Source organism: Bacillus sp. FSL W7-1346 (genome assembly GCF_038593335.1).
Lineage (GTDB): Bacteria > Bacillota > Bacilli > Bacillales > Bacillaceae > Bacillus > Bacillus altitudinis.
This window is the reverse complement of sequence record NZ_CP151988.1, coordinates 60,278-75,824: the sequence shown is the minus strand read 5'-3', so window position 1 is coordinate 75,824 and position 15,547 is coordinate 60,278. Positions and strand designations below refer to the sequence as shown.

Below are 15,547 nucleotides of genomic sequence, written 5' to 3'. Positions count from 1 at the left end.
TCCTGGGATTGTAACTGAATGCTTATATCCCCATCATCGCCAGAAGAAATTCATATTATACGATATTTCAAGAAATCTCTTGTTTCTGAAGATAGAATGTACCTGTCGGAATGGATGCCCATTTTGGTGTATTGTGGTCGAGCCTAATGACGACAACCGTCATATCGTCATCGATTTGACCTGCTCTTGTGCGAATGACCTCCTCCATTAATAAATCAGCAATCTCTTGCGGATCTTCTGTTTTAAAGCTCTTCATTTTTCGTTTGACCCACAAATCATGATTTTCGATATGCTTTGGTCCTTCAAAGATACCGTCGCTCATCATGATAAGGAGGTCTCCTGCCTTCATCTGTTCACTCACCACTTCTACTTCAAATTCATCAATAATGCCAATAGGCAAGTTGCTGGCCTGTACCTTCATCACTTGATCACCACGTTTAATAAAACTTGGGGTGGAGCCAATCTTGAGGAACTTACAGCTCGCATCCTGTAAATCAATGATGGATAAGTCTAATGTGGAATAGACTTCATCTGTTGTCCGTAAAGATAAAATGCTATTAATCGTTTTAATCGCTACTTTTTCATCAATACCAGACGCCAAGATTTTTTCTAACAGCTTGATCGTTTCATTGCTTTCAAAATGGGCTCTTGCTCCATTTCCCATCCCATCACTAATAGCTGCGGCATATTTACCTGCACCCAGCTCCATCATGCTGTAGCTGTCTCCAGATACTAATCCTCCGCCTTTCGCTGCATGTGCTACACCTGTAGACACTCGATACGATTTTGCAGAACCGAATACAACATGACAATAACCTGTTGGATGCTCCGCACACTGCTCTGCTTTGACTAAAACTTGTTCTTCTAAAATATCCGAGAGCATTGGAGCGATGATTTTTTCGCATTCCCCATGACCTTGGCAATAGGGAATTCTCATCTCTATATCAACATTTCCCTGTTCTAAGCTATAAATTTCAACTTGCTGAATTTCAATTCCAAAGTTCTGAAGTGCTTCTATCATCTGCTCTTCCTGAATAAAATGCTGCTCTCTTTCTCGTTTTATTTCCCGGGAAAAATCCTCCATGACTTGCGAAACACCCATCAGTTGTTCGGCCACAAGGCGCCTGCTGTCTTGGACCTTTTTCTTTAAGGTCTGATTTGCTTTATAGTAAGCTATCTCCTCTTCAATCAATTCTTCTACATGCTTTGATTTTGAGCAGTGCTGACTGAATTTCTTTTTCAACTTCCGGTTATGCTCGTACGTTTTTTCATCAGATTCATGCATAACTTGTTTCATGAGTTCATAGGTTGTATCAAAGTTCTGCACCCAGCATTTATTTTTCTTATAGCACGTTTGACAGGAACGTTCTGTGATCGTACTTAAAAAAAGATCTACATCCTCTTCCTGCTTCTTTTCCTCAGGAATGGATTCGTAAAATGTCGCAAAACTCTCAGACAGCGCATGAAATACATTAGAGAATTGATCTACCTTTTTTGCTGTCACGTCTCGTACTTTTCTGGCATATTGCTGCTGTTCCTGTACATGCTCTACCGTACCAGGAATATATTTTGCCACCTTGGACGTTACTGACTGTGGTGTGAGCAAAAACAGTGCAACTGCGATGAGTGATTCATATAGCGTTGTCATTAGCCCTGCTGACCCTTCACCGTAGAGGGAGATTAGTAAAGAACCCACAATCAAGCCGATGGCGGCTCCTGCTTTTTTCCCCTCTTTTAGTAATCCGCCTAATAAGCCCGAAAAGGCAAGCAGACTCATCTGATAAAGGTTGCCAATGTTGGCGAGACCAAGAATTAATCCAGTTACAACACCCACGGTACAACCAATACTCGCTCCTCCAATAAAGGCAAAGCTCAGCACTACATATCGTGACAAAATATGCTCTGCCTGCATTCCTTGAAATGTGATCCCAGCCAGACCTGTTAAAACTGAAGCGATTAATATCATAAAGCAAATAATTTCTTCAACCTTTAAGGAGTGTTTGATTTTCCTGACTGTAAAAATCGGCAAACTTTGAAGAAAAATCAGTGTCAAAATGAAGGCAAGTCCAGCTTCAACCCCTGCCATCACATAGTCATAGCTTTGAACCGCACCCTGCTCGAGGTATACAAAAGCTCCCCTGGTTATCAGCATTGAGAGCACAATCACAACCGGTAATGTTTTCACCGGGTCTTTGATGATAAATGAAACGACCTTTGACATGAGGAGGAACACGATCAATGACGCAAACACGAATAATGCATTTTGAGGTGATATCGTCATCGCTCCAGCGAGTAAAGCAAGACAAGCAAGCATCGCTTTATCCCTTTTAATGAGCAGCATGGACCCAAAGAAAGGCAATGCAAACGGCATAATTTCAGATAAGATAAAGGCTCGTCCCAATAAAAAGCCCAGAACAACATAAATAAACCCTTTATAGAAAAAAAGAGAATGCGTATGATGAAGAAACAGGTTTTTCATCTTTTTTAACCCTGCACTGATTCTTTCAAACCCGGCTCCCGTTAAATCAGTTCTTCTTTCTAGTTTTTCCATCTTTTCATCCCCCACCTGATATTCGTTGCTTGTCATTATAGCGAAGGTGAAAAAGAAATTTTGTCAAAAGAAGTTGTCGTTTCCATAAAACGTTCGACGCTTTATTTGCCAAAGAGGCATACTTTCTTGAAAGTCGATGTCTTTCATCAGAATTTTACGAAAGCACAAAAAAACAGCTTTCCTATAGAAAGCTGTTTTGAAGATGACCCGTACGGGATTCGAACCCGTGTTACCGCCGTGAAAGGGCGGTGTCTTAACCGCTTGACCAACGGGCCTTGCTTATTGTTCTTTTTAAAAGGATAGCGGCGGAGGGGATCGAACCCCCGACCTCACGGGTATGAACCGTACGCTCTAGCCAGCTGAGCTACACCGCCATAATGTAAAATGCGCTAAGAAGCACAAGAACTATAATACAAAGGATTCGCTTGTCCGTCAATAGAAAGTTTTAAATTAAATGGCAAATGCACAAAAAACGTTGAATTTGTATTTAAAAAAAGCACCCGCTAAACAGCAGATGCTTTGTTGTGAAAAATATATAGAAAGCAGCAACAAGTTAACCTCTTCTTGCTCCGCGCCCCCCACGTTTTGATTCCGTGTTACGTTTTAAAGATGTTAAGCGATCTTCGCTATCTTTTAAGAATTTGTTCATTTTTTGCTCAAACGATTCCTTCGGACGGAAATCATTTCTGCTCGGTCTTGATTGTTGTTGTTGAGGACGATCTTTTGCTTTTTTAATGGACAAGCCGATTTTACCGTCTTTTTCAACGTTAATCACTTTCACTTCAACTTGTTCACCGACTTTTAAATGCTCATTAATATCTTTTACATAGTTATCGGCTACCTCACTGATATGAACGAGACCAGTTGAACCGCCTGGCAACTCCACAAAAGCTCCAAAATTTGTAATGCCCGTAACTTTCCCTTGTAACTTGCTGCCAACTTCAATCGACATAAAAAAAGTGCTCCTCCTTAGACTTATAAAAAAATCTCATTTGTTCAATTATACATAAACTGAATTTTAAGTGTCAACAAGGCTAATCGCTCTTATTGCCCACATCAAAGATTTTTTCGCCTTTTTTAGACATATAATAGTCCCGTCGTGCCAGTTCGAGTACGTATTCTTTGCTTTTCAGCTTTTTGATTTCATCAGAAATATCTTCCTGCTTTGTTTGTAATTGCTTCAATTCTTTTTCAAGCACAACCTTCTTCTCTTCTTTTTCTTTCAATGCAGACGATTGCGACCAGAGGGCACTTGTTACCAAAACAGCAAACATGAGCACAATGACTCCAAACACGGTAAGCCTTCTAAGGAGTCCCCGGCGTTTGCGTTTTAGGCGCTGCGCTTGCTGTTCCATTTGTTTTTGATAATCATTTTGAATTTGTGCGATATTTCTTTTTCTCTCGTTCAAGGATGAAGGCCTCCTCTCTTACTTTGTCCAGAATTGTTTCCATTTCGTTTTCATGGTACGAGATAATTTCTTGATCCCTTGTAAAATTCCTGCTCCTTTTGAGAAAAACAACCTCATTGATGTTCGCCATTTTTCGGGAATTCGATGAATAATGGTCACATTGAGTAACCAAATAAGCGGATAACAAACAATATACAGCACCTTCCACACGAGTCGAAACGCAAAACGAACAAGGCGTAAGAGCGAGTGGAACAAGAACAGAAGAGCACTTATGATCAAACCGACGATCCAGCGAATGGGCTGGAAAACCATCGACATGATCAGCCTTTTCAGGAAGAGAACAGTCTGATAAATACACCTCATCACAAACTTGAGGATGTTCATATACAGCTGTTTCATCAATGCCTGGTACATCGAGAAACCTAGAGCAACAGCTAGAAAAATATAAAGCCTGAATTCTCCCTCATTGGTCAGCAGCAGGACATAAAAGAATAAGAGACCCTGCACCACCCAAAAAAGGAGGTCGTGAATGACCAGCAGCCATTTTGCTGTTTTTTCCCGGTTCACAAACAGCTTGTACGTATCCAGCGATGCGCCCAGCCAGATGCCCATCGCCGCCATCGAAAGCATCGTATAAAACTGGACCGTCAGTGTCATTTAAACAGCTTGCTAAAAAATCCTTTAGCTTTCTCCCCGTGCTGCTCATCTACATAGATTAAGTCAAAGACACGCCCTTTAATGGACACAACGCCCTTTTCTACATCTAAGTTTTTCATTTGCAGATTTTCTCCGCGAATGGCGAGGACTCCCATGACAGTCTCAAGCAGAAATTCTTCATTATCAAAGCTCTCGACTTGTTTGACCCCAGTAATATCTAAATGCTTTCTGTTGCGCATTGTGACATGATGCTCGGCTTCTGATGACAACTTCGTGCCTTGAGGTTGATTATAATATTGATTCATTTATACATCCCCCATATCTCATACTTGCATTGTTACTGCATTGTATGTGACAGGCGGGACATTTAGAACAAGCCCTATTCTGCTGTTTTCTCTTCTTTTAGCACGGTATACATGCCAGCAGCTTCTTCTTTTTTCGTTGTGTCTTTTAACTCGTTGACTTGAACAGTCACAAGCTTTTGGCCAAAACGAATTTGAAGCTCGTCCCCTTCTTTCACGTCAGAGCTGGCTTTCGCCTGCGTGCCATTAATGGAAATTCTCCCTTGATCGGCTACTTCTTTTGCCAATGTTCTTCTTTTGATTAAACGAGACACTTTTAAGAATTTATCTAGTCTCATGTGTGTTCACCTCTTTCTATGCGTTTGGCATCGTTCCACAGATCGTCCATTTCTTCTAGGGTCAAGTCCTCTAGTGAACGCCCTATATCCTTTGCTTTTTGTTCAATATGCTGAAAGCGCCGCATGAATTTTGTGTTTGCAGAAGAGAGGGCGGTTTCAGGCTCTAGATGATAAAATCTTCCAATGTTGACGAGAACAAACAAAAGATCCCCAAATTCATCCTTCATCTGCTTTGTTGCACCTTCATCCGTCTTATCTGCCACTTCCACAAGGAATTCCTGCTTTTCCTCTTCGTATTTGTTCCAAATATCCTCTACTTCTGTCCAGTCGAAGCCCACTTTTGCTGCTTTCTTTTGGAGCTTATAGGCTTTTGTTAAAGCTGGAAGAGTCGTTGGAATGGATTGCAAAATAGATGCTGCACGCTCCGGTTTTTCCTGCTGCTTGATTTTTTCCCAGTTGGCGACGACATCTGATGCTTCAGACACATCCGTATCACCGAACACATGCGGATGTCGTCGAATCATTTTTTCTGTCACATGCTGAATGACGTCATCCATTGAGAAATAACCATCATCTTCACCAATTTGAGCATGGAGTAAAACTTGAAGCAGTACATCTCCGAGTTCTTCAACCATATGATCTGGATCGTCTTCATCTATGGCTTCCAGCAGCTCATAACATTCTTCAATTAAATATGGTTTGAGCGACTCATTCGTTTGTTCTTGATCCCAAGGACAGCCGCCAGGACCTCTTAATGTACGAATGACTTCACGGAAAGTGTCAAATTGTTGATAGAGTAGCTTTTCATCTTGGATTGGAGGCACATAAACACTCGTTAAGTTATTTATCGACACATCTCGATCAAGTTCAAATAAAGGAACACCTGTAATCTGTTCCTGACTGCTTCCAGCTGCCGTTACGATAAAGACTTCATAATCGTCAGGTAGCTTTTCCATGAGGGTCAGCTTCACATTCGAGGCTGTCATCTGATCATATACCTGACAGATCAGCACATGCTGGGTCAACTTCAGATCATCCGCTCTCATATCCCCTGCGTCAACGAATTGCAGCCCTTCAATTGGGTCAATCTGTAAGGAATTAAACGTCGCATCCAAAAAGCTTTGTCCACCAGCGACGTACACCTCAACCCCGCGCTCCTTCTGTTGTGAAACAAGAAGCTGCACTGTCTTTTCCGCTACAAACGGGTGACCTGGTACTGCATACACAATATCTTTCCCCTCAGCCTCTTGGAAGAGAATGTCTGTGATTTCCTCATACACTGCATCAAACTGATCATGCTTTTCATATATCTCATCAAAAAAGGTCAGAGACGGGACCTCCTGCATCAATTCTGCGGTGAGTGGATGATCCTGCGTTCTCATGTATACTTCTTTCGCCTGCTTCAGCTGCTTATATACACCGAGCGTCAGCTGATCCATGTCGCCTGCCCCAAGACCAACGACTGTAATCTTACCTGCCATTTCGATTCCCTCTCATCTGTTTAAAATATAAAATCTTTTCTCCTAATGGAATGAGTCTCCATTCCTCTTCCGTAAATACGTCTAGCTTAAGAATACTATATAAAAAGGCGAAACCACCAATAAAAACTGAAGTCAGGCTCTCTAAAACAGAAAACGGACGTTTCTCAAAGGGAATGACCCAAGAAAACAATGCCTGATATCCAATTAAAACGACAGCCATGAATGCTGCTGATAAAAGAATTTTCACTGGGAATAGCTCTCTTATTGAAATCCACCCTTTATTCTTCAAATACACCGCATTGAGCGTAGCGGCGGCGAGAAACCCACAAACAGTCGACCATGCGGCTCCATAAATGCCGAATAACGGGACAAGAGCCAGCGTCAGACCCCATTTCACCAGTACACTGATCAGGACCACAACAGCCGGGTACACGGTATGTCCCAGCCCCTGAAGTAAAGCGGTTTGCGTAATCGCCATTGATGTAAAGGCAATGGATATGCAAAATATTTGCAGCGCATCTGTCCCTAAGTCATTACGAAAAAGCATGATGTTCACAGACGATAAAATACATATAAGACCGACAGCTGAACCAATCCCCAGCACCGATGTTGCCTTAAACGATGTACGTACTTTTTCACGAATTGCTTTATGCTGCCCTTTTCTTAAGGCCGACGACAAAAACGGAACAAGAGACGTCCCGATACTAATTGCAAACACCGTCCCGAGCTGCAAGAACGGCTGACCTCGGTCATACACGCCTTTTGCCGCCTTTGCATCTGCTTCACTCAGTCCCTCACTGCGCAGCAGCGCATACAGGTGAAAAGCATCGATCATTTGCATCCATAGGATCAGCAATCCACTCACACAAATCGTCAATGTATACAGCACCAAACTCTTCAGCACATCTTTTTTCCGCAGTGTAGCCTGTTTTAATGTCTTGCTCGCTGACGACCGCTTCCGATAGGTCAGCCAAAGGAAAAGAAGCAAAATGAGTGAAGCCGCACTTCCAGCTATAGAAGAGAACACCGCACCCGCTCCTGTTTCATAAAGCGAATAGCCATGTCTCACAAAATAGAAAGATAAAACAAGCAGGACGCCTACTCTGATGAGCTGCTCAGCCAATTGAGAGACCGCAGTGGGGAGCATCAGCCCATCACTCTGAAAAACACCCCTCAGCATCACGGTAAGCGGCAGAAACAAAAACACAAACGAACTCATCTGGATGAGCAGCATTAATTGACTGTCCGCCATGAGATTCGCAATTGTGCCTGCTCCTATGTATAAACAAAGAAATAAGGCCAAGCTCAGCAAAGTGATATACACCAAGGATACCTTTGTAATGATTCGGCGATTCTCCTCACCATGCTCGCTCAGGAGCTTGGACACCATCACAGGAAAACCAGTGGTGCCGAGCATGATCGCAATGCCAAGAAAGGGATAGACCTGCTGATAAATATAAAAACCTGTGTCTCCTACGATATTTTGAAAAGGGACACGATATACGGCACTCAGTACCTTTGATAACAAGCCTGCGATGGTTAAAATCACCGCACCTTGGAAAAGCCAATGCGGCTGATTTACAGCATTTTTCATGGATGACTCCTTTATGTTCAATCAAAAAATATACCTGCATTTAAACGCACTCATTATATCATACGTGACTGGCAAGCCGTTTCTTTCTAAGGAGTAGACGATACATTCATTGTTTTGTTTCATCCCATATAAAAAACGCCGACAAAATCAGATGATTTCATCGGCATTCTTTCGTTTTATCAAAATGATATAGATTTATTAGACCTAATGTTCCATTTGACGGGCTAAGAAGCCAGCTGCCGTTTCTGCCGCTTTATGCTCCACTTCTCCCATTGAACGCTCTTTAGAAAATAAGACGACGGCGCCAATTGGATCTCCGTTTGCAACAATAGGTGCAATGGTATAAGCTGATACATCATCATCAATACCATCCACAAGCTGAATTTCTTTCTTGCTGTCCTCTAATACAGAATTACGCTGATCCATTGTTCGTTCAAGTAAATCACTAATGGATTTGTTTAAATACTCTTTTTTTGAACTACCGGATACAGCAATATACGTATCACGATCACAGATGAGGATAGAATGACCCAAACTGTCGAATAATGCATCAGCATATTCCTTCGCAAAGTCTCCTAGCTCACTAATCGGTGAATACTTCTTCAAAATGACTTCTCCATCGCGGTCGACAAAAATCTCAAGTGGATCTCCTTCCCGGATGCGCAATGTTCTGCGAATCTCCTTCGGTATAACCACTCTACCTAGATCATCGATGCGGCGTACAATTCCAGTTGCTTTCATTCACTGCTGCCTCTCTTTCGTTTGATGATGTGTTGGGTGAATGGAACAAAAGCGTCCACTTTATGCAACATTCACCACTTGACCCTGAGATTAGTATCCGTCACATCAAACGTAATATACACGAGAGACCAACAAAATTTTATGAAGATGGAATGGTTTCTTTTTTCACATCTTGAAGACCTCGAAGCATACGAAGAATGACTTCAAGCCACTCCTCCGTTTTCTTGCCTTTTGTTTGGACAGAAATAATCAGCTTGCTGCCTTCCATGCCAAGACCGATATCACGTCCATATTGACTGCCAAGCTCAAATAATTTTTGACCATCGATGTCGCTGCTTGCTTTTTCATCGAGAGTGAGTCTAACAATGCCTTTCTCCATCTTGATCAACTCGACACGTTCCTGCACAGCGTACACCTTCATCGTCGCAATCGTGAACAAATCAGCCACTTCTTGCGGATATTCTCCGAATCGGTCAATCATTTCATCTTGAAGCTCTTTCCGCTCTTCTATTGATCCAATCGCTCTAAACTGTTTATACATCTCGATCTTTTGTTTGCCATCAGAAATATAGCTATCTGGAATGTAGGCATCAATTTGGAGATCAATTTCCGGCTCAAATTTTTCTTGAGCAGTCGTATCGCCTCTTCTTTCTTCAATGGCTTCTTTCAGCATTTGAGAGTAAAGGTCGAATCCAACAGAATCAATAAATCCATGCTGCTGTGCACCAAGTAAGTTCCCTGCTCCTCGAATTGTTAAATCACGCATCGCAATTTTAAAGCCTGACCCAAGCTCAGTGAATTCTTTAATGGCTTGAAGTCTTTTCTCAGCTACTTCAGAAAGCACTTTATCTTTTCGATAAGTGAAATAAGCATAGGCCACACGATTCGAGCGCCCAACTCGTCCTCTTAACTGGTACAGCTGCGAAAGCCCCATTTTATCAGCATCGTGAACAATGAGCGTGTTCACATTTGGAATGTCTACGCCCGTTTCGATAATGGTTGTACTGACGAGTACATCCGATTCACCTTCTAGGAAATTAATCATCACGGATTCCAGCTCGTTCTCACTCATTTTCCCATGTGCGTAGCTTACTTTTGCGTCTGGAACAAGCATCGAGATTTCATCTGCTTTTCGTTCAATGTCCTCCACTCGGTTATAAAGGAAGTACACTTGACCGCCTCTTGCCAGTTCTCTCTCAATGGCTTCTCTAACTAACGCACCATTGTACTCGACAACATAGGTTTGAACTGGGAAACGGTTCTCAGGTGGTGTTTCAATAACAGATAAGTCACGTACGCCAAGCATCGACATATGAAGCGTACGAGGAATTGGCGTTGCCGTTAACGTCAGCACATCAATATTGGCTTTCATTTGTTTAATTTTCTCTTTATGCGTCACACCGAAGCGCTGCTCTTCATCGATAATTAACAGTCCTAAATCCTTGTACACAATGTCTTTTGAAAGAAGACGATGCGTCCCAATGACCATATCAATCGTTCCGTTTTTCAGCCCTTTTAAGGTTTCTGTTGTTTCTTTTCGTGTACGGAAGCGGCTAAGCTGAGCGATTTTAACAGGATAGTCTTGGAATCTGTCCATAATCGTGTCAAAATGCTGCTGCGCTAAGATCGTTGTTGGTACAAGCAGTGCCACCTGTTTCCCGTCAGCAATGGCTTTGAAGGCCGCTCGAATCGCCACCTCTGTTTTTCCATAGCCCACATCTCCACAAAGCAGACGATCCATCGGGCGCTCCCGCTCCATGTCTTGCTTGATTTCATGAATCGAGCGAATTTGATCGTCTGTTTCTTGGTAAGGGAATGCAGATTCAAACTGGCGCTGCATCTCATGGTCAGGCGAGAAGGCATACCCTTTGCTTGCTTCACGTTCTGCGTACAGCTTAATTAGATCATCTGCAATGTCCTGCACAGATGATTCTACTTTTTTCTTCACGCGCTTCCAGTCGCTACCGCCTAGTTTGTATAGCTTTGGTTCTTTTCCTTCTGACCCTACATACTTCTGCACCTGATCAATTTGTTCAACAGGGACATAAAGCTTGTCGCTTCCTTGATAATGAATATTTAAATAATCTTTATGAATGCCGCCAATTTCAAGCGTTTCAATTCCTAAATACTTACCGATCCCGTGGTTAATGTGCACCACGTAATCGCCCACTTGCAGCTCTGAATAGCTTTTGATTCGCTCTGCGTTCGTCAGCTTTTGCTTACGTGCCTGCTTCTTCACACGTTTCTTGAAAAGTTCACCCTCTGTAATGACAGCAATTTTGGATAAAGGCAGTTCAAAACCTGTTTGCAGCTCACCTTGTAAAATATATACTTGCCCGCTGACAAGCTCAGCATCAGGTTTAGCAAGAGCTGCTTCAATGTCATAATCATGCAAGACAGATGACAGCTTCTCTGTCCGCTCTTCATCCGCACCTAAAAAGACTACCGTATAATTCTGCTTTTTGTAGCGTTCAATTTCACTTGCAAGCACATTCATCTGCCCGTGGAAATTCTGCATTTGCTTACTAGATACATTGACGATATTTTGTGGATTGGTCTGCTGAACATGTCTCAAAAATAAGGAATAGTACAGAATCGATCTCGATTGCTGATTGAACAGCTCTTGAAATGGGAAGGAAAGGGCTAGATCATGCAGGATATTCCCTTCTTCGAGCAGACTAATTGTCCAATCTGCTTCTTCCTGTTCAAGCTGTTCTTCCATCTCCTGAATTCTGCTGATTTCATCTAGAATGATTATCGTATCCTGCGATGTATAATCTAGCAAACTAGCAGGCTTTTCATAGAAATAGGACAGATACTTCGTCATTTCTTGTGTCACAATACCTTCTAGCAGCTTCTCACGATCAGCAGAAATATTCTGATGGAGCAGTTCTTTTTGTTTATCCGAGTTGAATTTCTTTAAGCTGCTGGCAAGACCTTCGTCAAGCTGTTCAATCGCTCTCACTCGTTCAGGCCCTCTTACAATCAGCTCTTTCGCCGGGCCAATCTTGATTTCTTGAAGTGTTTCCAATGAACGCTGCGTGTCAGAGTGGAAGGACCGAATAGAATCCACTTCTGTATCAAACAGCTCAATACGGATCGGGTGGTCTTCCGTTAACGCATAAATGTCAATGATGCCTCCGCGCACACTAAAGTCTCCGGGCGCAGCGACCATGGACGTCCGGTCATAACCGATTTGCACGAGTTGTTTTGAAAACGCCTCCAAATCAATTTCTTCACCAACCTTTAAATGGATCTGACTCTCCTTCCAGAGCTCAACAGGAGGAAGCATTCTACGCACTGCAGCTGCTGGGGTCACGACAATCGGATTTTCTCCATTCGCGAGACGATTCAATACATCAAGACGCTGCGCTCTAAGCTCCGGGCTTGCCACAGCAATTTCAGATGCAATGAGTTCATTGACAGGATAAAGAAGAACCGAGCGATCTGGCATCACACTTGCTAGATCATCTGTGACCTTCTGCGCTTGATATAAGTTGTGTGTCACAATAAACATCGGCCGCTTTAATTCGTCTGATATGGCGGCTGTAAATAAAGATCTGACGGAGCCTGATAGTCCGGCGAGCAGTTGTTCTTTTAAACCTTCCTTTAGCCCATTAAAAATGGACTGAAAATCATCACTTTGTTTGATAAATGATTGTATATTTTTCATTTGGCTCCTCCTCCCTGCTTGTTTAAAACAGAAAAACGCTTTGGTCTATTATCTACACCAAAGCTTTTTATTGAATAAAGGTATGATACTGATGGTAATCAGGATTTCTTTCGAGCGCCTCTTGGCAATCCTCACAAATGGTTTGTACATGTAAATCACCATTTTCCCTATAAGAAATCATATCGTTTCTTTCCTCATTTGTTAAGTGATGAAATCCAAGTGCTTCACTTTGGACAGCGGATTCATCTAGACTGCCAACCTTTACACCACAGTGCCGGCAGTAATAGTGCAAAGCCATACGTGATCCTCCCATGCTGAGATTTTATGATCAGTATGTGCTTTGCTTATCATTCTTATACCTTCTTGTTAAAATCATTCATCACTTCTAAAAATGGCTTTGTTAAAGCCGCTTCACAAGCTTCAACAGATGCTTGAATAGCAGATGAGATATCAGGCTGTTCTTCCTCTGAGAAGCGTCCTAGTACGTAATCGACGACCTTCATGCCGTTTTGTGGACGGCCGATGCCGATACGGAATCGGTCAAACTCAGGTGAACCTAAATGCTGAATCAACGATTTGATTCCGTTATGTCCGCCTGCACTTCCTTTAGTACGCAAACGAATCCGGCCCGTTGGCAAATCAAGATCATCATAAATGACCTTCAAATGTTCAAGGGGAATATCATAGTAATCCATCAGCGGACGCACACATTCCCCTGATAAGTTCATATATGTAAGAGGCTTCACAAGTAGAACCTTTTGCCCCGAAACAAACCCAGTTCCATATTGTCCATGGAATTTTGATTGATTTAATGGGATGTCCCATTTTTTTGATAGTTCATCTATTGTCATAAACCCGACGTTATGTCTTGTTTTTTCATATTCTTTTCCTGGATTACCCAATCCAACGAACGCAATCATGAAACCAATAACCTCCTTTGTCGCACATGCACACGCCTAAAAAATGAGCCAATGTGATTGCCTCATGCAAAACGTATGAATTCTTTTCATTCTAGCACAAAAGACGTAACCGCGGGAGGGTTACGTCTCTAATTGACCAGTTATTCTTCGCTGTCATCTTTTTCTTTAATGGCCTCAGGCTCTTGCGTTTCCTCTTCACTATCTGGCTCAGGAACCTCTGATTGCTGAGGCGGTAAGATCGAAGCAACAACTTCTTCTGGATCATTATTAATTTGATACGTAGATTGAACAGTCAGATCACCAACTGTTAGTACGTCATTTACTTCTAAGTTTGTAATATCAGCTTCAATATTTTGCGGGATATCCTTTGGTTTTGCTGTAATGGATAGCTCAAATAGTGGCTGCTGAAGCACACCGCCATCCTTTACACCTTTGGATTCGCCAATGAGTTGTACAGGTACATCTGCGTCAATTTCTCGCTGTAAGTCGACCACTTGGAAATCAGCGTGGACAAGCTCATTTTTCAACGGATCTGTTTGCAGTTCTGTTACCATCACAGATTTTGTTTCACCGCCAACGTCTAATGTGATGATTGTGTTTTTTCCTTCATCACGTAATGTCTTTAATAAATCAATACTGTCTAATGAAACAGCCAGGTTGTCTGTATTTTTTCCGTATATGACACCAGGAACGTGTCCTGAATGACGGATTTTTTGCAGTGTGGAACGTTTGAAATCAGTTCTTTTATTTGCTTTTAAAGTTGCCATATTCAGCACCATCCTATTTCTTTTTTGTCACTACTTTCATAAATACCCATAACTGAATCATTTTAAACATGTTTGCCTTTCATTTATCACAGCAAAAAGACCCCAAGCTGATGCCTAGGGCCTTTTTCAATCAGAAAATTAGCTGAAAAGGTAGCTCACAGATTCTTCTTCATGTACACGGATGATGGCTTCTGCAAGCAAAGGCCCAACTGAAAGCGGAATGAATTTTCCAACTTTCTTGTCATCTGTTAAGTGAATACTGTTTGTCACAACTAATTCTTTAATTTTAGAGTTTGTAATACGTTCTACTGCTGGTCCAGACAATACTGGGTGAGTACAACAAGCATAGACTTCAGCCGCTCCATTTTCCACAAGTGCATTTGCAGCAAGTGTAATCGTACCAGCTGTATCAATGATATCATCGATGAGAATCGCCGTTTTGCCTTCAATGTTCCCAATGATGTTCATCACTTCAGCCACGTTCGGCTTCGGACGACGTTTGTCGATAATTGCGATTGGTGCTTTCAGGCGGTCCGCCATTTTGCGCGCACGCGTAACACCACCGTGGTCAGGAGACACAACAACGATATCATTCAAGTTTTTCTGTTCAAAATAGTTTGTTAAGATTGGCACAGCCATTAAGTTATCGATTGGAATATCAAAGAAACCTTGGATTTGCGGCGCATGAAGGTCAAGTGCAATGACACGTGTAGCACCTGCTGTTTCAAGTAAGTTCGCAAAAAGCTTCGCCGTGATTGGCTCACGAGGTTTCGCCTTACGATCTTGACGTGCATATCCGTAATAAGGGATAACAATATTGACCGTTTTCGCAGAAGCGCGTTTTAGTGCATCTACCATAATGAGTAGCTCCATAATGTGCTCATTGACTGGCGCACTAGTAGATTGAATAACATAACAATCACAGCCACGGATACTTTCTTCAATATTGATTTGGACTTCACCGTCACTAAAACGTTTAACAGAGCTCTTTCCTACATCAACTCCGATACGATCGGCAATTTCTTTGGCAAGTTCAGGGTTTGAATTCAAAGAGAATATCTTTAAATTCGCATCAGCATAACGATTAGACATGGTAAACCTCCGGGTATTTGGA

The 15,547-nt window shown here is 42.3% G+C and carries 14 protein-coding genes and 2 tRNA genes; all 16 read right to left on the bottom strand.

Annotation, left to right across the window (positions count from 1 at the left end):
• Positions 1–67: 67 nt before the first annotated feature.
• Positions 68–2,551, bottom strand: coding sequence for a stage II sporulation protein E (gene spoIIE, locus NST09_RS00400; protein ID WP_035391551.1), 2,484 nt, complete (start codon positions 2,549–2,551; stop codon positions 68–70).
• A gap of 203 nt (positions 2,552–2,754) precedes the next feature.
• Positions 2,755–2,826, bottom strand: a tRNA-Glu gene (locus NST09_RS00395).
• Between the two features lie 25 nt (positions 2,827–2,851).
• A tRNA-Met gene (locus NST09_RS00390) sits at positions 2,852–2,925 on the bottom strand.
• A gap of 179 nt (positions 2,926–3,104) precedes the next feature.
• Complete coding sequence (locus tag NST09_RS00385; RefSeq protein ID WP_003217901.1) at positions 3,105–3,503, bottom strand: S1 domain-containing RNA-binding protein; 399 nt, start codon at positions 3,501–3,503, stop codon at positions 3,105–3,107.
• A gap of 82 nt (positions 3,504–3,585) precedes the next feature.
• The gene (locus tag NST09_RS00380; RefSeq protein WP_017366439.1) at positions 3,586–3,960 is read right to left on the bottom strand and encodes a septum formation initiator family protein; all 375 of its coding nucleotides are present in this window, start codon (positions 3,958–3,960) and stop codon (positions 3,586–3,588) included.
• An 18-nt stretch (positions 3,961–3,978) separates the two neighbouring features.
• Positions 3,979–4,617: a spore cortex biosynthesis protein YabQ gene (gene yabQ / locus NST09_RS00375; protein ID WP_007496188.1), complete on the bottom strand. Its 639-nt coding sequence runs from the start codon at positions 4,615–4,617 to the stop codon at positions 3,979–3,981.
• Positions 4,614–4,922 (bottom strand): sporulation protein YabP, encoded by a 309-nt coding sequence (yabP, locus tag NST09_RS00370; protein ID WP_007496190.1) that lies wholly within the window; start codon positions 4,920–4,922, stop codon positions 4,614–4,616. The genes yabQ and yabP overlap by 4 nt, the downstream gene beginning before the upstream one ends.
• 74 nt (positions 4,923–4,996) lie before the next feature.
• On the bottom strand, positions 4,997–5,257 hold the full coding sequence (locus tag NST09_RS00365) for an RNA-binding S4 domain-containing protein (RefSeq protein WP_008341839.1): 261 nt from the start codon (positions 5,255–5,257) through the stop codon (positions 4,997–4,999).
• The gene (mazG, locus tag NST09_RS00360) at positions 5,254–6,738 is read right to left on the bottom strand and encodes a nucleoside triphosphate pyrophosphohydrolase (RefSeq protein WP_342493238.1); all 1,485 of its coding nucleotides are present in this window, start codon (positions 6,736–6,738) and stop codon (positions 5,254–5,256) included. Before mazG ends, NST09_RS00365 begins: the two co-directional genes overlap by 4 nt.
• A complete protein-coding gene (locus tag NST09_RS00355; RefSeq protein ID WP_322536157.1) occupies positions 6,728–8,332 on the bottom strand; it encodes a polysaccharide biosynthesis protein in 1,605 nt (534 codons plus the stop codon). Before NST09_RS00355 ends, mazG begins: the two co-directional genes overlap by 11 nt.
• A gap of 204 nt (positions 8,333–8,536) precedes the next feature.
• Positions 8,537–9,073 carry a stage V sporulation protein T gene (gene spoVT, locus NST09_RS00350; protein ID WP_007496196.1) on the bottom strand — a complete coding sequence of 179 codons (537 nt, stop codon included), beginning with the start codon at positions 9,071–9,073 and terminating at the stop codon, positions 8,537–8,539.
• Between the two features lie 139 nt (positions 9,074–9,212).
• Positions 9,213–12,746, bottom strand: a complete 3,534-nt coding sequence (mfd, locus tag NST09_RS00345) for a transcription-repair coupling factor (protein WP_008341846.1) — start codon at positions 12,744–12,746, stop codon at positions 9,213–9,215.
• A gap of 67 nt (positions 12,747–12,813) precedes the next feature.
• A complete protein-coding gene (locus NST09_RS00340) occupies positions 12,814–13,044 on the bottom strand; it encodes an anti-sigma-F factor Fin family protein (RefSeq protein ID WP_003217967.1) in 231 nt (76 codons plus the stop codon).
• Positions 13,045–13,099: 55 nt separating this feature from the next.
• Positions 13,100–13,666: an aminoacyl-tRNA hydrolase gene (gene pth / locus NST09_RS00335; RefSeq protein WP_007496201.1), complete on the bottom strand. Its 567-nt coding sequence runs from the start codon at positions 13,664–13,666 to the stop codon at positions 13,100–13,102.
• Between the two features lie 140 nt (positions 13,667–13,806).
• Positions 13,807–14,433, bottom strand: coding sequence for a 50S ribosomal protein L25/general stress protein Ctc (locus NST09_RS00330; protein ID WP_017359319.1), 627 nt, complete (start codon positions 14,431–14,433; stop codon positions 13,807–13,809).
• Positions 14,434–14,571: 138 nt separating this feature from the next.
• The gene (locus tag NST09_RS00325) at positions 14,572–15,525 is read right to left on the bottom strand and encodes a ribose-phosphate diphosphokinase (protein WP_003217907.1); all 954 of its coding nucleotides are present in this window, start codon (positions 15,523–15,525) and stop codon (positions 14,572–14,574) included.
• Positions 15,526–15,547: the final 22 nt, after the last annotated feature.